This window comes from Janthinobacterium sp. CG_23.4, from assembly GCF_029892305.1.
In the GTDB taxonomy this organism is placed as follows: Bacteria; Pseudomonadota; Gammaproteobacteria; order Burkholderiales; family Burkholderiaceae_D; genus Janthinobacterium; species Janthinobacterium lividum_D.
This window is the reverse complement of record NZ_JARXUX010000001.1, coordinates 1302259-1319267: the sequence shown is the minus strand read 5'-3', so window position 1 is coordinate 1319267 and position 17009 is coordinate 1302259. Positions and strand designations below refer to the sequence as shown.

The following is a 17009-nucleotide window of genomic DNA, read 5'->3' as shown; positions in this document are numbered from 1 at the left end:
GGACAATACAGCGAACGACGCAGCCCTCATGGTCCGCCTCCCGCCGCCTCTTTGCGGTAGTAACTTTGCAGCACAACTTGTGTGCTTTCCTGCGCGCCAAACCCGATGGCAGTGATGCGATACACATAACTTTCCGTGGCCAGGCCGCCGGCTATTGCCGCTGCCTGCGCGCCGGGCCGGTGAAATGGCAGTAGTTCGATCAGGTAGCGGGGCCGGCGCGACGGCAGGAAACCCTGCCCCGTCTGCATGACGGTGCCGGTAAATTGGCCAAACGGCACCGTACGGCTGCCCGCTTCGGCGCCAGCCAAATCCATGCTCAGCCAGAGCGCCGGCGCCTCCGGGGGCGCAGGCAGGCACAGGCCGAGTGCACCGCCTTCGCCGCAGCCGGTCGCGAAGCCTGCCGCACTGCCCGGCGCGAAGAGACTGCTGCGCCCGGGCACGCCGGGCAAGCCTTCGATATCATTCTGCGCATCCATCAATGCCTCCTCCGCTGCCTGAAACGCGATCTGCCGTTCACGCTCGACGCGCGCCGCCTTTTCGCCCTGCAAAGCCATCTGCGCCGCCGATATGCCCAGCAGCAAGATGATCACGAGCAGACACAGCACATACACCAGGGTCGCGCCACGCCAACGCGCGCCAGCAGCGCCTCTGGCGACGCCAGCGCAGGCGCCCATGCCGGCCATCATGGCGCCGGCCTATGCTGGCCCATTGCGCAGCATAATGCTGGTCTGCACCAGTTGCCGTAGCCGCGAGCGCGTGGCTGCGGGCAAGGCCGCGCGCGCGATGCGCACGCCCGTGTCGCTGGCGCCGTGCGCCTCGGCGTATGCTTTGCCGAACAGGTCGAACTGCGACGGTCCCAGTTGCGCCATTTTGTCCACCTGCCCCACCTCGCCATGCAACAGCAGCGCCACGCGCACGCCAGACACGCGCTTCCAATGCGTGCGGCGATGAAAATCGCGCTGACGCTCGGCCGCATCGGCCCCCTCCAGCACCAGCGCGGCATCGCGGGCGTCGAGCACGCTGGCGTTGACATACCGGTTTGCCACGCCATCGGGCGGCGTATCCGTGTCGAGCCCATACAGTACCTGGAAAGTATCGACGCCACGGATGATGGCGTCCGCGCCCCAGCCGTTCGCGCCACGGTATTTACAGCGCAGTTCGCCCACGCCATCAGCGCCCTGCGCGACATAGAAAATGCTCCAGCCGCGCTGTGTCTCGGCTTTCGCGGCGCCCACGCCGAAACCGGCGCAATTGAGCACAGAGCCATCGCCACCCTGCTGCTGGCCGCTGCCATAAAAACGCAAGGCCAGCACATCGCTGCCATGCAAGGCGCCGGGCAACGCGCCGCTGATGCCCTCACTGTTCTTGACCAGGCTGCGCGCGTCGAGGCCGGCGATATTGGCGCTATCGTCATCGGCATGGGCCACGGGCGCGGCGCTGCTGTCCCAGTTCACATACGCGCTCTGGCGCACGGCGCGGGCGATGCTATCGAGCGCATAGCGGCCGTTGTCATCGAGGCGCACGCTGGCGGACTGCTCGCCATAACTGCCGCTGGCGGCCAGCAGTACGCTACTGGCCGCCAGCATCAACAGCGCCCCCAGCGACAGGGCCACCAGCAATTCGACCAGGCTCATGCCGTGGTGCCCGCGCAAGACAGTGTTCATGTGCCACCTCCGCCGAGCTGGAATGCCAACCGGGGCAGCGACTCGCCAGCCCCATTTACGGCCGGTGATCGGTCGGGCTGGCGGCCACGCCAACCGAGCTTGATGACGATGGGCGCGCCCTTGCCGCCGCTGCACGCCCAGTGCAAGCCCTGGGCGGCGCCATCCCAAGCGGGAGCATCGCGGCAGACACGCAGGCGCGCGCCGGGCAAGGCCGCTTGCAACTGCTGCTTCCACTCGGCGATATCGAATTGCGCCAATTCGGCCGCGCTGCAGGCAGCAGGGCCGAAGCAATCGGGTGCGCCGCCAGCAGGCTCGGCGTCGTCCGCTGCCGCGTAGCTGACGTTCAGGTAGGCATTGCCCGCATCGGGGCCATACATGAGCACGCTGTTCGCGCGCATGCGTTCAGCCATGCCGGCAGCCAGTTGCACGCCCGCCGACAACAGCGCCGATTCATGGCGCGCGCGCAGCGAGCTCAGTTGCAAGATGCTGGCGCCCAGCAAACCCAGCGCCAACAGCAGCAGCGACACCAGCACCTCGACAAGGCTGCTGCCATCCATGGGACCACGCGCGCCGCTGTGCATGAGCTTCTCCTGCAGCAAGACTGGAGCCGCACGGACGTCCGGCCCAGTTACACGATAGGCGTGCGCAAAGACGCGGGCATGAGGCAGCGCAAACGTCGCCAATATAGGGAGGGAAGAAGGAAAAACGGCCGCAGAAAAAAGCGCCTGGATTGATCAGACCACTTGCCAATCGAGCGCTGGCGTGGTGCGCGTGGGAGGCTGCCTCAGCGGCATCTGATATAGCTGATGTCGCTGATGTCGCTGCTGTAACTGCTGTAGCTGATGCAGCTGATACACGGCATGGCGAAACAGCGTCAGGGCTTGCTGCGCGCCTGTCCCACTTCGGCAATCGCATCCTGGAACTCGGCCACGTCTTCGAAATTCTTGTACACGGAGGCGTAGCGGATATAAGCGATCTTGTCGAGGCGCTTGAGTTCTTGCATCACCAATTCGCCGATATAGCCGGAATCGACTTCGCGCAAGCCGCTGGTCAGCAATTTTTCCTGGATGGAAGCGATGGCCGCATCCAAGGAGGCTGCCGCGACGGGTCGCTTGCGCAAGGCCAGCATCAAGCTGCCGCGCAACTTATCCGCAGCGAAGTCCGTCCGGCTGCCATTCTTTTTGACGACGGCCGGCATGATAAGTTCAATCCGCTCGTAGGTCGTGAAGCGCTTGTCGCATTTGCCGCAACGGCGGCGCCGCCGAATGGCATCCCCGTCCTCCGATACGCGCGTATCGAGAACTTGGGTATCGCCGTGCTGGCAAAATGGACATTTCATGGGCTGGCTACAACTTTATAGTAATAATTACGGGAAATCGCCGCCCTGAAATACAAGGGCGCCCCAATCACTGCGGGCGCCCTTGGGCACGGCTGGAATGGGTCAGACAGAATCTTACTCCGTATGACACATTCTGGACAAATAATTATGCCGCGTATACAGGATGTGCATCGGCCAGCACTTTCACGGCCGCTTTCACGCGCTCGATGGTGGCGGAGTCATGCGGATTGTCCAGCACGTCGGCGATCAGGTTGCCCACTTCTTCCGCTTGCGCTTCCTTGAAACCACGCGTCGTCATCGCCGGGCTGCCCAGGCGGATACCCGAGGTGACGAAGGGCTTTTGCGGGTCATTCGGGATGCCGTTCTTGTTGCAGGTGATGTGCGCGGAACCGAGGATGGCTTCGGCTTCCTTGCCCGTCAGGTTCTTGGCGCGCAGGTCGACCAGCATGACGTGCGATTCGGTGCCGCCGGAAACAATGCGCAGGCCACGCTTGATCAGGGTTTTCGCCAGCACGTCGGCGTTCTTGATCACTTGTTTCTGGTATTCGACGAATGCCGGGCTCAGCGCTTCTTTGAAGGCGACCGCCTTAGCGGCGATCACGTGCATCAGCGGGCCACCCTGGATGCCAGGGAAGATGGCCGAGTTGATGGCTTTTTCGTGTTCCGCCTTCATCAAGATGATGCCGCCGCGCGGGCCGCGCAAGGACTTGTGCGTGGTCGAGGTGACGAAGTCGGCGAACGGCACCGGATTCGGGTACAGGCCAGCGGCGATCAGGCCGGCGTAGTGGGCCATGTCGACCAGGAAGTAGGCGCCCACTTCCTTGGCGATCTTGCCGAAACGCTCGAAGTCGATCTTTTTCGAGAAGGCCGACGCGCCAGCGATGATCAGCTTTGGCTTGCGTTCGCGAGCCAGGCGCTCCATCGCCTCGTAATCGATGTCTTCTTCCGGCGTCAAGCCATACGAGACGACGTCGAACCACTTGCCGGACATATTGAGCGGCATGCCGTGGGTCAGGTGACCGCCTTCGGCCAGCGACATACCCATGATCAGGTCGCCCGGTTTCAGCACGGCAAAGAACACGCCCTGGTTCGCCTGCGAACCAGAGTTCGGCTGTACGTTCGCGCATTCGGCGCCGAACAATTGCTTGACACGCTCGATGGCGAGCTGCTCGGCCACGTCGACGTATTCGCAGCCACCGTAGTAGCGCTTGCCTGGATAGCCTTCGGCATACTTGTTCGTCAGCTGCGAGCCTTGCGCTTCCATTACGGCTGGCGACGTATAGTTTTCCGACGCGATCAGTTCGATATGATCGTGCTGGCGCACGTTTTCTTTTTGAATAACGGCGAACAATTCAGGATCGACGTTGGCGAGGGTGTGATCTTTTGCAAACATGTAAAAACTCCAAGTATGAGGGTGCTTGTACTGGCAGATTGGATCGAATGAGGGGAGCCGGCGTTAATTGAATAACAACATTGGATAGGCAGCCTCTTCGTACTGTTCCATAGTGGCTACCCAGGCGAACGGCTGATGAAAAATCTCACGTTTCCCGGTGGGTGCCCACCTTTCGCCGGATTGCCGACCGCCACATTATGGGGATCGCTCCGACTTTTCGCCAGTCACGTGAGACGTAATGGAAATCAAATTGTAAGTCAAGTGCCCAAATTGAGCAAGGAATGCAACCATGCCACCGTGCGCCAAGGCGGTGCGCCAAGGTGAAGCGGACAAGGCCGCAGCCCGCAGCGGAGACTGCGACGCTTAAGCTGTGCTTAAACCTGGCGGCGGTATGTAAGCGTATGTTACGGGACTTGTCATTATGCACCCCGCATTTACAATGCCGCGGTGCAACTTGCATCCCGCTTTTAGGCCACTTTTATGCGGTTTTTGCATGGCTTTCCAGCAAAAGCCCACAGTCACAAGAAGAAAAATCGCGTAAAATGTTGCTCAATCTCACTACTGGCACAATAAACATGCCTTCAGTCTTTACCTGGAACGTGCGTGTCTACTATGAAGATACCGACGCCGGCGGCATCGTCTATTACGCAAATTACCTGAAATTTTTCGAGCGCGCGCGTACCGAATGGCTACGCGCCATCGATGTAAGCCAGCAAGCATTGCTGCAGCAGCACGACGCCATGTTCGTTGTCAAAAGCGTCAACGCCGACTATCATGCGCCAGCCAGACTCGATGACACGGTAAGATTAACATTAAGCATAGAAAAAATGGGACGCGCCTCCATTGTTTTTCTGCAACAAGCCTGGTGCGGCGAGCGCCTGCTGAACACGGCCCGCGTCAAGATCGGCTGCGTCGACTCGGCATTGCGCCCGCGCGCCGTGCCTGATGCAGTGGCGGCCCGCATGCGCGCCGCCTGAGCCCTACCCGCCACCCCCGGACAATTCACCCAACAGACTGCCAGCCAATGAACGTTACACAAGATCTTTCTTTCCTCGCGCTCATCAGCAATGCCCATTTGATCGTGCAACTGATCATGGCCCTGCTGCTGCTCATTTCCCTGACCAGCTGGACCTACATTTTCCGCAAGATGTTTGCCGTGCGCCAGGCGCGCAAGCAAACGATCGAATTTGAACGCAGCTTCTGGGCTGGCGGCAACTTGCATGCGCTGCACCAAAATGCCAGCGGCAACCGCGACCAGAGCGGCGCGCTGGCGCGCATCTTCGATGCCGGCATGGGCGAATTCATCAAGGGCAAGGCTTCCTACGGTGCGCGCGAAGCGCTGGACGTAGGTGCCGTACTCGACGGCGCCCGCCGCGCCATGCGCGCCGCTTTCCAGCGCGAGATGGACGTGCTCGAATCGCACCTGGCCTTCCTCGCATCGGTCGGCTCCGTCTCGCCCTACATCGGCTTGCTCGGTACCGTCTGGGGCATCATGAACGCCTTCCGCGGCCTGGCCAACGTGCAGCAAGCCACCCTGGCTGCCGTCGCGCCCGGCATTGCCGAAGCCTTGATCGCCACCGCCATCGGCCTGTTTGCGGCCATTCCGGCGGTCGTCGCCTACAACCGCTTTTCGCATGATATCGACCGCCTGGCGATCCGTTTCGAGAGCTTCGTCGAAGAATTCTCCAACATCTTGCAGCGCCAGTCGCGCTAAAAGGGAGCGTCCATGGGTTCCTCATTCAATAGCGGCGGCATGCGCGGCGGCCGCGGCCGCAAGTTCAAGTCCGAAATCAACGTCGTGCCATATATCGACGTGATGCTGGTGCTGCTGATCATTTTCATGGTGATGCCATCGTCGAACAATCCCAGCGTGGTGAACTTGCCCAATGCGGAAAGGTCGGCGAAACCGCCCGATGATTATATCCAGATCGTGCTCAAGCCGAATGGTTCGCTATCGATCGGCGTCATCGGCAAGGAACAACTGGCGCCGGAAACGGAACCGAACCGCGATGCCCTGCTGCGTAAGCTGCGCGGCTTGCACGAGAGCAATCCCGACTTTCCCGTAATGATTGCGGGCGACAAGGAAAGCAAGTACGACGACGTGATCCAGCTCATTTCGGAAGCGAAAAAGATGGGCATTACCCGCGTCGGCCTGGCCACCAAGTAAGCACCGCAGCGTATTTCCAGACTTGACCGTTTTTAGATAGACTAGACTTTGCAGACCAAACAAATCGACCATGTACTCGGCAAGCCCTATAGCGTGCCGCGCGAACGCAGCCGCTGGCCCTCGCTGGGCCTGGCGCTGGCGATGCACCTTGGCCTGCTGTTTTTCCTGTGGGTGGGCGTACACTGGCAAAATACGGAACCTGTCGCCGTCGAAGCGGAAGTGTGGGACCTGAAAGTGCAGACGGCCGCGCCGCCGCCTGAGGTAGCGACCGAACCGGAGCCGACACCGGCGCCGCCGCCGCAACCGCAAGTGGAACAGCCGGCCCCGCCGCCACCGCCGCCGGTGGCAGCCCCCGAGCCGAAGGTCGACCTGCGCGAGGCGGAAATCGCCCTTGAGCGCAAGAAAGCCAAACTGAAAGAAGAGAAAGCGGCAGCGGAAGAACGCCGCAAGCAAGAATTGAAAGAACGCGAGGAAGAAAAGCGCGCACTGGAAAAACAGCAGCAAAAAGAAAAAGACAAGGCTGAGAAGCTGGAAAAAGAAAAGGCAGAAAAAGCAGAGAAGGCCGACAAGCTGGAGAAAGCCAAGCTGGCCAAAGAGAAAGCGGCGGAAGAAAAAGCCGAGAAAGAACTGTCCGAGAAAAAAGCGGCGGCCGAGAAAGCGGCCAAGGCCAAGAAAGCGGCGGCTGAAAAAGCCGCAGCCGACAAATTGCATGCCGATGCCATGAAACAGCTGATGGCTCAGGCAGGCAATGGCACAACGGGCACGGCCGCGAAAGCGACCGCGCCACGCAAGGACAGCGGCTATGTCGCTGCCCTGACGAGCAAGATCAAGAGCAATATCGCGTACAGCGGCAGCACGGACGTGCCGGGCAACCCGCGCGCCGTGTTCAAGATCGAGCAACTGCCAACTGGGGAAATTATTTCGGTCCGAAAGATTAAAAGTAGCGGCCTGCCGGCGTATGACAGCTCGGTGGAAAACGCCATTAATAAATCGTCGCCACTGCCAAAGAAAAAAGATGGCACTGTGGAACGCGAGATTGAACTCATATTCGAGATGAAGGATTTGCCTAAATGATGACCATGAAAAAAATGAGCTATGTCGTGCTCTGCGCGGGCCTGATGCTGGGGGCGTCCGGCGCCCAGGCGCAGCTGCGCGTGGAGATTACCGGGATCGGCAGCAACCAGATCCCGGTGGCTGTCGCCAGCTTTGTCAATGAATCGGCGGCGCCGCAATCGCTGTCTGGCATCATCAAGGCCGACCTGGCGCGCAGCGGCGTGTTCAAGCTGATCGACGCCGATGCGCCCGTCTCGGAAACGGCGCCGGTCAGCTTTGATCTATGGAAGTCGCGCGGCGCCGACGCGCTGGCGGCCGGCACCGTGCAAAGCATGGCCGATGGCCGCCTGGACGTGCGCTACAAGCTGTTCGACACCATCAAGGGCGCGCAGCTGTCGGGCATGAACAATGCGGCTGCGCCGCAGTTCAACCGCCTGCTGGCGCATAAAATTGCCGATGACATCTATGAAAAACTGACGGGCGTCAAAGGCGCGTTCGCCACGCGCATCGCCTACGTCACGCAATCGGGCCGCGAATACCGGCTGGAAGTGGCCGACGCCGATGGCGAAGGCATCCAGGTCGCCCTGCGCTCGAACGAACCGATCATTTCGCCGTCATGGTCGCCGGACGGCACCAAGGTGGCGTATGTCTCGTTTGAAAAGAAAAAGCCCATCGTCTACGTGCAAAACCTGGTGACGCGCGAGCGCACCATCGTGTCGAACGAAAAAGGCAGCAATTCGGCGCCAAGCTGGAGCCCGGACGGCGCGCGCTTGGCCGTGGCGCTGTCGCGCGATGGCCATACCCAGGTCTACACCGTCAATGCCGACGGCAGCGGCTTGCGCCGCGTCAGCAACAGCAGCGGCATCGATACGGAACCCCAATTTTCGGCAGACGGACAAAGCATTTACTTCACCAGCGATCGCAGCGGCGGACCACAGATCTACCGCATGTCGGTCAGCGGTGGCGAAGCCAAGCGCGTGACGTTTGGCGGCTCTTACAACATCAGCCCGCGGATTTCGTCCGACGGGAAGACTCTCGCTTATATTTCCCGTCGCGATGGCAATTTCCAGCTCTACGCGCTCGACCTGGCTAGTGGCCAGGAACTGCGCCTGTCGGACACCGCCAACGACGAATCACCGAGCTTTTCGCCGAACGGGAAATATATTATGTACGCGACCGAATCCGGACGACGCAAGTCGCTGGCAGTGGTATCGGTGGATGGCCGCGTCAAACAGCGCTTGACTACTCAAGCTGGCAATATCAAGGAGCCCACCTGGGGTCCTTTTATGAAGTAAATGCTGTACAGTTTCACCTTTAACCATGACCCGGAGAATAAAAATGAGTAACTTTAAAAGTTTGGCTTTCATCGCCGCTACCGCAGCCCTGCTGTCCGCTTGCAGCACCCCAGTCAAAGTAGCAGAAACCCCAGTCGTTGAGCGCGCTCCTGAAAAAGTCGCCGCACCAGTTGACACCCGTCAAGTTCAGCCAGTGACGACCGCTTCGGTCGATCCACTGGACGATCCAAAAGGCGTGCTGGCTAACCGCAGCATCTACTTCGACTTCGACAAATACGTCGTGCGTGAAGCGGACACCGCAGTCGTGCAAAACCACGCTGGCTACCTGGTGAAAACGCCTAGCCGCAAGATCCTGATCCAAGGTAACACCGATGAACGCGGTGGCGCTGAGTACAACCTGGCCCTGGGCCAGAAACGTGCTGAAGCCGTGCGCAAGTCGATGGCCGCCCTGGGCGTGCCAGAAGGCCAAATGGAAGCCGTATCGCTGGGCAAAGAAAAGCCTAAAGCACAAGGCAGCAACGAAGCAGCATGGGCTGAAAACCGCCGCGCTGACATCGTTTATTGATGTTGACGGGTAAGCGCTGCAGCATTGACGCTTACCTAACTGGCCAGTCATAGGCATAATAATGGGGCGCAGCGCGGTGATTCACCGCCCGGCGCCCCGTTTGCATGTTTTGCGTAACCTTTGAAAGCCCGACCCATGATGACATTCTCGAAAGCCGGCGTCGCCGCCGCCTTGATGGCCGCGTTTGCCTACCTGCCCCTGCACGCCAACGCCGCCCTGTTCGACGACGACGAAGCGCGCAAAGCCATCCTGGAGCTGCGCGCCAAGGTCGACGCCATGGCGCGCGACCTGAACAACCGTATCGATACCAAGGCGGACAAGACCAGCACCTTGAGCCTGCTCAACCAGCATGACCAGACCATGCAAGAGATCGCCCGCCTGCGCGGCCAGATCGAAGTGCTGGGTAACGACCTGACAAATACGCAAAAGCGTCAGAAGGATTTCTACACCGATATCGACGCGCGCCTGCGCAAGCTCGAACCGCGCCAGGTCACCATCGATGGCCAGGAAGCGGCCGTGGGCGTGTCCGAGCAAAGCACCTATGAATCGGCATTCGGCCTGTTCAAGTCGGGCGACTACAAGGGCGCCGTCACGGCACTGGACGCCTTCGTGAAACGCTACCCGGAATCGGCCTATGCGGCCAACGCGCAATACTGGCTGGGCAATGCCTATTACGCCCAGCGCGACTGCAAGAACGCCATCACGGCGCAGCAGGCAGTACTGAAGCTCTACCCGGACAGCCCGAAGGCGCCTGACGCCATGCTCAACATCGCCAGCTGCTACACGGAGCTGAAAGATAAGCCCAATACCACCAAGACCCTGAACGCCCTGATCTCGCGCTATCCAGGCTCGAGCGCAGCGCAAGCGGCCAAGGAACGGGTCGGCAAAAAGTAAAAGCGGGGAAAAAGTTGCCCCTTGGGTTTGACAGAATCGCGGGCACCCCCTATAATCTTCCTTCTTCGGGTCGTTAGCTCAGCTGGTAGAGCAGCGGACTTTTAATCCGTTGGTCGCAGGTTCGAATCCCGCACGGCCTACCACGAATACGCAGTACTGATCTGCTTGCAATCTTTTACGGCAAGCATTTTCCTACGGCACAGTGTTACCGAAGTTGTTGTACAGTTTTTGGGTCGTTAGCTCAGCTGGTAGAGCAGCGGACTTTTAATCCGTTGGTCGCAGGTTCGAATCCCGCACGGCCTACCAAATACTATGAAGAAGCCAACCGTTCGCGGTTGGCTTTTTTGTTTTGCAGCAGCATCAGCGGCACACTAGGGCGCGGTCATCACAGCCATCTCATCACGCAATCGGCCAGCAGCACTTGCGCTTGACAAGCACATCGGGGGCGCCATTTCCCGACGCCCCCTTCCTCATCCGCCTCACTTCAAGCGCCAGTTTTTACCGCGATACCCACGCCTGTCGCCCAGCCAGATGCGCCACCACCTGGCCCACCACCCGCCCCAACGGCACCTCCACCCAGCGGTAAAACACCGCCCCGGCCGCCAAGCTGGCACCCCAGGCCACCAGCATGCCCAGCGCCTGCCAGCCTGGCACCAATGGGACATGGGCAATAAACCAGGCATTGACCAGTAGACAGACGGGGAAGTGGACCAAAAAAACGGCATACGAGATGCGCCCTAGAGCATTGATGACGCCCCAGGCGCGACTGCGCGAAGGCGTGCGGGCGCGGCCAAACAGGAAGAGCGCGCAGGCAACAACCAGCGCCAGGACGATGCGGCTGCGGTAGTCGATGGCCAGTGCCAGCAGCGCAGGCACGGCGGCCATCAGCATGAGCGCAGTCATGGTCGCGGGCTTGCGCGCAGGGTCGCTGGCCCACCAGGCCATGATCCCCAGGCCATAGCTGCCAAAGAAATACGGCGCCCAATTATCCCAGGCGGCGTCGAGGTTAAAATACAGCAAGGAAAAAGTGATGCCCGCGGTGATGACCAGCGGCATCAGCCAGCCCATGCGCCGCTGGCCCGCCAGGCGGCCACCCAGCCACAGCAGCGATAGCGTCAACAGGTAGAGCTGGAAATCGATGGCCACGTACCAGGCGCCGGCGGACAGCGATGCATAGCCCAGCACGCCGTGCAGCAGCAAGGCATGCGCGCTCAGCTGGCCCAGGGTGGCGGCGGCCGACATGGAGTCGTGCAGCATCCAGATGCCGGCCACGGGCGTCGCCACGGCCGCAAGCACGGTGGCGACCAGGAAAGGCGGCGCCAGCTTGGCATAACGGCGCCAGATCGCCTGTAGCGGGTTAGCAATGCCGGGACGGGCGGCGGGCGACAGCGATTTGGCGACCAGAAAGCCGCCGATGACGAGGAATACTTGTACGGCGATGCGCGCACTACCACCGAGCCAGTTCAGCAGCGCAGGCCATAGGGGCTGCACGTAGTCGGACATGGGCCCGTAAAATGCCAGGTGGTGCAAGACGATCAACTGCGCCGCACCCGCCTTTAATCCATTGATCCAGCCAAACTGCGGACGATTTGCCAGGTCCGCCTGTGATGCCACTGCTGCTGCCGTCATTCCCATCCCTTGCCATGCCAGGCAGTGTCGCCAGCCGTCGCGCAAAAGGCGCGCGGCTGAGGATTTACCGAAAGGCCGATATCATAGCCGAGCCTGGAGGGTGGCGGGGCACGACAGGCGGCTACACGCCCTATATGCTCGCCTACGCTGCCTACAGCGCCGCTGGTGCCGAGGGTACTATTTCTGCTGCGCCAGGATGGCATCGAGCAAGCCAGGGAAACGGTGCTCGATATCGGCGCGGCGCAGGGTATTCATATGCGTCGTGCCGGCGTTTTCCGTATGCACCAGGCCCGCTTCGCGCAAAACCTTGAAATGGTGGGAAACGGTCGACTTCGGCCGCCCGCCGTCGAGGTCGCCGCAAGCGGCCGCGTCCACTCTGGCCAGGTGGCGCACGATGTCGAGGCGAATGGAATCGCTCAAGGCGTAGAGTACGCGTTCGAGGACGAATTCGCTGGCGGGAGGATGTTTGTGTGGACGCATGAGCAGAATCATACAGCATGCGCTATACTAATTCCATTCTTCGAATATTTACGAACTACCGAATCAGCATTTCCCTATCTACCCCCCCCACACACACAAAGGCCACCATGTCCGCCCTCTTCCAGCCCTACACTCTCAAAGACATCACCCTGCGCAACCGCATCGCCGTGCCACCCATGTGCCAGTACATGGCCGTCGATGGCCAGGCCAACGACTGGCATCTGTCGCACTACGCAGGCATGGCGCGCGGCGGTGCCGGACTGGTGATCGTCGAAGCGACGGCCGTGGCGCCGGAAGGCCGCATCACGCCCGGCTGCACGGGTATCTGGAATGATGATCTGGCGCAAGCCTTCGTGCCCGTCGTCAAAGCCATCAAGGCGGCCGGCTCCGTGCCCGGCATCCAGATCGCCCACGCGGGCCGCAAGGCCAGCGCCAACCGCCCATGGGAAGGCGACGACCATATTCTTGACGGCGACACGCGCGGCTGGCAAACCATCGCGCCGTCCGCCATCGCCTTTGGCGGCGGCCTGCCGAAAGTGCCGCGTGCCATGAACCTCGACGATATCGCCGGCGTGCAACAGAACTTCGTCGACGCGGCCGTGCGCGCCCGCGAAGTGGGCTTCGAGTGGCTGGAACTGCACTTCGCCCACGGCTATCTGGCGCAAAGCTTTTTCTCGTCCCACGCGAACCAGCGCGACGATATCTATGGCGGCAGCGTGGAAAACCGCAGCCGCTTTTTGCTGGAAACATTGAAAGCCGTGCGTGCCGTATGGCCCGAGCACCTGCCGCTGACGATCCGCTTCGGCGTGCTGGAATTTGACGGCCGCGACGAACAAACCTTGCTCGAATCGATCGGCCTGGTGCGCCAGTTCAAGGAGGCCGGCATGGACATGCTCAGCGTCAGCATGGGCTTTACCATTCCCGACGTCTCGATTCCGTGGGGTCCGGCCTTCATGGGCCCGATTGCCGAGCGCGTGCGCCGCGAAGCGGGCGTGCCCGTCTCGTCCGCCTGGGGCTTCGGCACGCCGGCCATTGCCGAGCGCGTCGTCAAGGAAGAGCAACTCGACGTGGTGATGGTGGGCAAGGCGCACCTGGCCAATCCGCACTGGGCATACTTTGCCGCCAAGGAACTCGGCGTGGAACGCGCCTCGTGGACCCTGCCGGCGCCGTACGCGCACTGGCTCGAACGCTATTGATCATCGTTGAGCGTTGCCGGATGCCCCTCCAGGGGCAGTTCCGGCAAGAACAGCAGGAAGACCAGTCCCACTAGCAGCAGCACGGCGCCGGCGCCAAACACGCTGGCGATCGCATGGCGGTAGACTTCCACCGTCTGCGCCGCCGCCTGCGCACCGAGCGCCGAGACGGCTTCCACGCCATGCTGGTGCAGCTGATGCGCCAGGATGGCGCCGGACGCCGTCACGCCCAGCAAGCCGCCCAGCGAGCGGAAAAAGGCCAGCATGGCCGTGCCCACGCCGCGGCGCGCCAGCGGCAAGGCATTTTGCACGGCAATCGTCATGTTCGGCATCACCAGTCCCAGCCCCGTGCCGAGGAAGAAGATGGCCGGCTCGATGATCCAGTACCCGCGCGACGTTGCCATGGCCCACGCCAGCACGGCAAACGCCAGCACCGCCACGGCCAGCCCCACCACCTGCACCATCTTGTACTTGCCCGAGCGCGACAGCACGCGGCCGTTGAACATCGACGACGCCACCAGCCCCACCATCATCGCCACCGTCATCACGCCAGACTCCGCCGGGCTGGTGCCCATCACCAGCTGGAAGAACAGGGGAAAGAAGACGCTGGCGCCCATCAAGCCCATGAAGGTCATGGCCATCACCAGGCTGGCAATATTAAAGGTGCGGTTCTCGAACAGATCGGGCGGCAGCACCGGTTCATCCACGCGGCTCACGTGGAAGGCCAGCCAGATACCCAGCAGCACGGCAATGCCGCCGCACACCTTGATGGCCAAGGAATCCCACGGCCACTCCGTGCCGCCCAGCGCCAGCACCAGCAGGGCCGCCGTGATGGCGCCCGTCAGCAATGCCGACCCCAGGTAGTCGATCTTGTGCGCATGCGCGCGCGCGGGTTTGCGCATGGCGCGCGCAATGATGACAAAGGCCGCCGCGCCGATGGGCAGGTTGACATAGAAAATCCAGTGCCACGACAAGGCATCCGTGATGACGCCGCCCAGCACGGGCCCCAGCACGCTGGTGACGGCATACACCATGGGCACCATGCCTTGCCGCTTGCCCCGTTCGGCCGGCGGCACGATGTCGCCGATGATGATTTGCGCCAGCGGCATGAAGCCGCCTGCACCCAGGCCCTGGATGGCGCGGAAGATGATCAGCTCCGTCATGTTCTGCGCCAGCCCGCACAGCACGGAACCGAGCAAAAAGGTCAGCAGGGCCGTGAAGATCATGGGACGGCGGCCGTACTGGTCAGCCAGCTTGCCGTACAGGGGCATGGTGGCCGTCGAGGCCAGCACATATGCCGTCACCACCCACGACAGATGCGCCATGCCGCCCAGGTCGTCGACGATGCGCGGCAAGGCCGTGGCGACGATGCTCTGATCCAGCGCACCGAGGCCCAGCACGGTCATCAGGCCCAGATAGATGGCGCACACTTCGCGTTCGGTGACGGGTTTTACGGCATCGGAAGCTTGATCGTGGCCGCTCATGCCTGGCCAATCTCAAGCAGCGGCTGCATGGCGGCGGCCAGTGCATCGATCTGCTGCGGCGTCAGACGGGCGATGCGCCGCGCCAGCGCATCGCGGCGCCGCGCGCGCAAGGTTTCGAGGATCGCCAGCCCTTGCGCGGACACCTGCAGGCCCGAACGCCGGCGGTCTTGCGGATCGGGCGCGCTGCGCTCGACCAGGCCCGCCTCTTCGAGCGACTTGACCTGCGCGCTGACGGTCGGCCCGCGCACATTCTGCAGGCGCGCCAGCGCGGCCACGCCGATGCCTGGTTGCTCGTGAATCAGCGCCAGCAGCATGTATTGCATCATCGACACGCCGCCTTCCAGCTCGCCCCCTTCGCGCTGCATGGAACGCAGCAGGCGCTTGAAGGCAGTACGCAATTCATCGGACAGCGCCAGCGCGCGTGCGGGGATGGGGAGGTCTTCGGTAGTGGACATAGGAATATATAAGTAGGTAGGCTATCTACCTATATTATACCCTACCCTGGCACCATGCAAGGTTTTTTCCATTCCCGCCCTTCCCAAAAGCGCCATTGGCCGTCATAATAGCCGCCCTTGGGTCGTTAGCTCAGCTGGTAGAGCAGCGGACTTTTAATCCGTTGGTCGCAGGTTCGAATCCCGCACGGCCTACCAAGAATTTGTGGTTCGTTTGCAAGTCTTCATGGCAAGCACGTACCGCACAGTGTTACCGCAGTTCAGTTGTAAAAAGTTTTTGGGTCGTTAGCTCAGCTGGTAGAGCAGCGGACTTTTAATCCGTTGGTCGCAGGTTCGAATCCCGCACGGCCTACCAAATACTTCAGAGAAGCCCACGAATTTCGGTTCGTGGGCTTTTTTGTTTCTGGTCGCTCTCTGGTCGCTGCAAAACAAGCACAGCCCCATCAAAGCAGGCTGGCTTGCTTCGCCACTAGCGGTAGCAAATTTGTGGTTTGCCACTAGTCTCCATCTAGGCCATTCGTGTTTTCGTTTGTGCCGCGCTGCCATGGGCTATGCGGGTCGGCAAAGAATACCTTCACCCCGGACTCGACCGTGAAGCGGGCATGATCCGACAGTTCTTTGCCGCGATCCCAGGTCAATGACTGCCACAAAAGGGTGGGCATGTCCGTCACGGTATTCTTGAGCGCATTAGCCATCGTGACAGCTCCGTAGCCAGCCAACGCAGGGCCATTTTTCGTCCTAGGTATCAATCCGTAGCCTTCCTCGCGAGGCAGGTGGACAAGCATGGTGAATCTGCTTGAACGCTCAACTAGCGTTCCGATCGCGTGCTGCTGCGCGACGGCAGGCGCGACACAGTCGAAGCGACCTGTGTCATCGCGCGCGAAGTCGATGCGCCCGAAGGCGTCACGCCGGTGGCGTGGCGCCTGCTGACCAACTGCCCGGCGACAACGCTGGAGCAGGCATGCCAGGTGATCGACTGGTATCGCGCGCGGTGGGAGATCGAGCTCTTTTTCAACGTGCTCAAGAACGGCTGCAAGGTGGAAAAAATGCAGTTGTCCTCCATCGACCGGCTGGAGCGGGCGCTGGCCTTGTACATGGTGGTTGCCTGGCGCATCGCCTACCTGATACGCATGGGACGGACCTGTCCCGATCTGGACGCCAGCCTGTTCTTCGATCCCGACGAAATCCAGGCAGCCTATATGCTCAACAAGAAGCTGCCACCACCGACCTCGTCGCTCAACGAAGTGCTACGCCTGATCGCCCGCGTCGGCGGCTTCCTCGCCCGCAAGTGCGATGGCGAGCCCGGCGTCATGACGATCTGGCGCGGTCTGCACGATGTCCATGTGTCAGCTCAAACAATCAGGATGCTGCGCCAGATGGGCGCCTTGGGTGGTTGACTTG

The 17009-nt window shown here is 61.3% G+C and carries 17 protein-coding genes, 4 tRNA genes, 2 pseudogenes and 1 riboswitch; of the genes and pseudogenes, 13 read left to right on the top strand and 10 right to left on the bottom strand.

Going from position 1 to position 17009, the window contains the following annotated elements:
- Positions 1–26: 26 nt before the first annotated feature.
- The 5 genes from H4V96_RS05860 to glyA form a co-directional block, all read right to left on the bottom strand.
- Positions 27–686 (bottom strand): pilus assembly protein, encoded by a 660-nt coding sequence (locus H4V96_RS05860; RefSeq protein WP_196856125.1) that lies wholly within the window; start codon positions 684–686, stop codon positions 27–29.
- Between the two features lie 9 nt (positions 687–695).
- Positions 696–1664, bottom strand: a complete 969-nt coding sequence (locus tag H4V96_RS05855) for a PilW family protein (protein WP_280720755.1) — start codon at positions 1662–1664, stop codon at positions 696–698.
- Positions 1661–2245: a type IV pilus modification protein PilV gene (gene pilV / locus H4V96_RS05850; protein ID WP_196856127.1), complete on the bottom strand. Its 585-nt coding sequence runs from the start codon at positions 2243–2245 to the stop codon at positions 1661–1663. The genes H4V96_RS05855 and pilV overlap by 4 nt, the downstream gene beginning before the upstream one ends.
- Positions 2246–2538: 293 nt before the next feature.
- Complete coding sequence (gene nrdR / locus H4V96_RS05845; RefSeq protein WP_010396152.1) at positions 2539–3003, bottom strand: transcriptional regulator NrdR; 465 nt, start codon at positions 3001–3003, stop codon at positions 2539–2541.
- A 145-nt stretch (positions 3004–3148) separates the two neighbouring features.
- Entirely contained in the window at positions 3149–4396 is a 1248-nt protein-coding gene (glyA, locus tag H4V96_RS05840) for a serine hydroxymethyltransferase (protein WP_196856128.1), read from the bottom strand.
- A 111-nt stretch (positions 4397–4507) separates the two neighbouring features.
- Positions 4508–4634, bottom strand: a riboswitch (ZMP/ZTP riboswitch).
- Between the two features lie 337 nt (positions 4635–4971).
- Here glyA and ybgC point away from each other — a divergent pair.
- The 9 genes from ybgC (at position 4972) to H4V96_RS05795 (ending at position 10676) form a co-directional block, all read left to right on the top strand.
- A complete protein-coding gene (gene ybgC / locus H4V96_RS05835) occupies positions 4972–5373 on the top strand; it encodes a tol-pal system-associated acyl-CoA thioesterase (protein ID WP_010396148.1) in 402 nt (133 codons plus the stop codon).
- 47 nt (positions 5374–5420) lie between these two features.
- Positions 5421–6110 carry a protein TolQ gene (tolQ, locus tag H4V96_RS05830; protein ID WP_010396146.1) on the top strand — a complete coding sequence of 230 codons (690 nt, stop codon included), beginning with the start codon at positions 5421–5423 and terminating at the stop codon, positions 6108–6110.
- A 39-nt stretch (positions 6111–6149) separates the two neighbouring features.
- Positions 6150–6563 (top strand): ExbD/TolR family protein, encoded by a 414-nt coding sequence (locus H4V96_RS05825; RefSeq protein WP_029496245.1) that lies wholly within the window; start codon positions 6150–6152, stop codon positions 6561–6563.
- Positions 6564–6611: 48 nt separating this feature from the next.
- On the top strand, positions 6612–7637 hold the full coding sequence (tolA, locus tag H4V96_RS05820; protein ID WP_280720754.1) for a cell envelope integrity protein TolA: 1026 nt from the start codon (positions 6612–6614) through the stop codon (positions 7635–7637).
- Positions 7634–8911, top strand: coding sequence for a Tol-Pal system beta propeller repeat protein TolB (gene tolB / locus H4V96_RS05815; RefSeq protein ID WP_070345543.1), 1278 nt, complete (start codon positions 7634–7636; stop codon positions 8909–8911). The genes tolA and tolB overlap by 4 nt, the downstream gene beginning before the upstream one ends.
- A 43-nt stretch (positions 8912–8954) precedes the next feature.
- Positions 8955–9476 carry a peptidoglycan-associated lipoprotein Pal gene (pal, locus tag H4V96_RS05810; RefSeq protein WP_010396138.1) on the top strand — a complete coding sequence of 174 codons (522 nt, stop codon included), beginning with the start codon at positions 8955–8957 and terminating at the stop codon, positions 9474–9476.
- Positions 9477–9611: 135 nt separating this feature from the next.
- Entirely contained in the window at positions 9612–10370 is a 759-nt protein-coding gene (ybgF, locus tag H4V96_RS05805; RefSeq protein WP_010396136.1) for a tol-pal system protein YbgF, read from the top strand.
- A 67-nt stretch (positions 10371–10437) separates the two neighbouring features.
- Positions 10438–10513: transfer RNA gene (locus H4V96_RS05800), tRNA-Lys, on the top strand.
- Between the two features lie 87 nt (positions 10514–10600).
- Positions 10601–10676: transfer RNA gene (locus H4V96_RS05795), tRNA-Lys, on the top strand.
- Positions 10677–10868: 192 nt separating this feature from the next.
- Here the strand turns inward: H4V96_RS05795 and H4V96_RS05790 are convergent.
- Both H4V96_RS05790 and H4V96_RS05785 read right to left on the bottom strand, forming a co-directional pair.
- The gene (locus H4V96_RS05790) at positions 10869–11999 is read right to left on the bottom strand and encodes an acyltransferase (RefSeq protein WP_196856129.1); all 1131 of its coding nucleotides are present in this window, start codon (positions 11997–11999) and stop codon (positions 10869–10871) included.
- A gap of 177 nt (positions 12000–12176) precedes the next feature.
- Positions 12177–12479, bottom strand: a complete 303-nt coding sequence (locus H4V96_RS05785; protein ID WP_280720753.1) for a helix-turn-helix domain-containing protein — start codon at positions 12477–12479, stop codon at positions 12177–12179.
- Between the two features lie 107 nt (positions 12480–12586).
- On the opposite strand from H4V96_RS05785, the gene H4V96_RS05780 reads away from it, so the two are divergent.
- A complete protein-coding gene (locus tag H4V96_RS05780; RefSeq protein ID WP_196856131.1) occupies positions 12587–13675 on the top strand; it encodes an NADH:flavin oxidoreductase/NADH oxidase in 1089 nt (362 codons plus the stop codon).
- Here H4V96_RS05780 and H4V96_RS05775 read toward each other — a convergent pair.
- Both H4V96_RS05775 and H4V96_RS05770 read right to left on the bottom strand, forming a co-directional pair.
- Positions 13669–15156, bottom strand: a complete 1488-nt coding sequence (locus H4V96_RS05775; RefSeq protein ID WP_280720752.1) for an MDR family MFS transporter — start codon at positions 15154–15156, stop codon at positions 13669–13671. The two genes, H4V96_RS05780 and H4V96_RS05775, sit on opposite strands and share 7 nt — an antisense overlap.
- Positions 15153–15611: a MarR family transcriptional regulator gene (locus H4V96_RS05770; protein ID WP_196856132.1), complete on the bottom strand. Its 459-nt coding sequence runs from the start codon at positions 15609–15611 to the stop codon at positions 15153–15155. Before H4V96_RS05770 ends, H4V96_RS05775 begins: the two co-directional genes overlap by 4 nt.
- A 119-nt stretch (positions 15612–15730) precedes the next feature.
- Between H4V96_RS05770 and H4V96_RS05765 the strand changes: the two genes are divergently transcribed.
- Both H4V96_RS05765 and H4V96_RS05760 read left to right on the top strand, forming a co-directional pair.
- Positions 15731–15806 (top strand) — tRNA-Lys (locus H4V96_RS05765).
- An 81-nt stretch (positions 15807–15887) separates the two neighbouring features.
- A tRNA-Lys gene (locus H4V96_RS05760) sits at positions 15888–15963 on the top strand.
- Positions 15964–16117: 154 nt separating this feature from the next.
- On the opposite strand, the pseudogene H4V96_RS05755 reads toward H4V96_RS05760, so the two are convergent.
- Positions 16118–16438, bottom strand: a pseudogene (locus H4V96_RS05755) (IS30 family transposase); the annotation flags it as partial.
- Positions 16439–16465: 27 nt separating this feature from the next.
- Between H4V96_RS05755 and H4V96_RS05750 the strand changes: the two are divergent.
- Positions 16466–17005: pseudogene (locus tag H4V96_RS05750) on the top strand (IS4 family transposase); the annotation flags it as partial.
- Positions 17006–17009 lie beyond the last annotated feature (4 nt).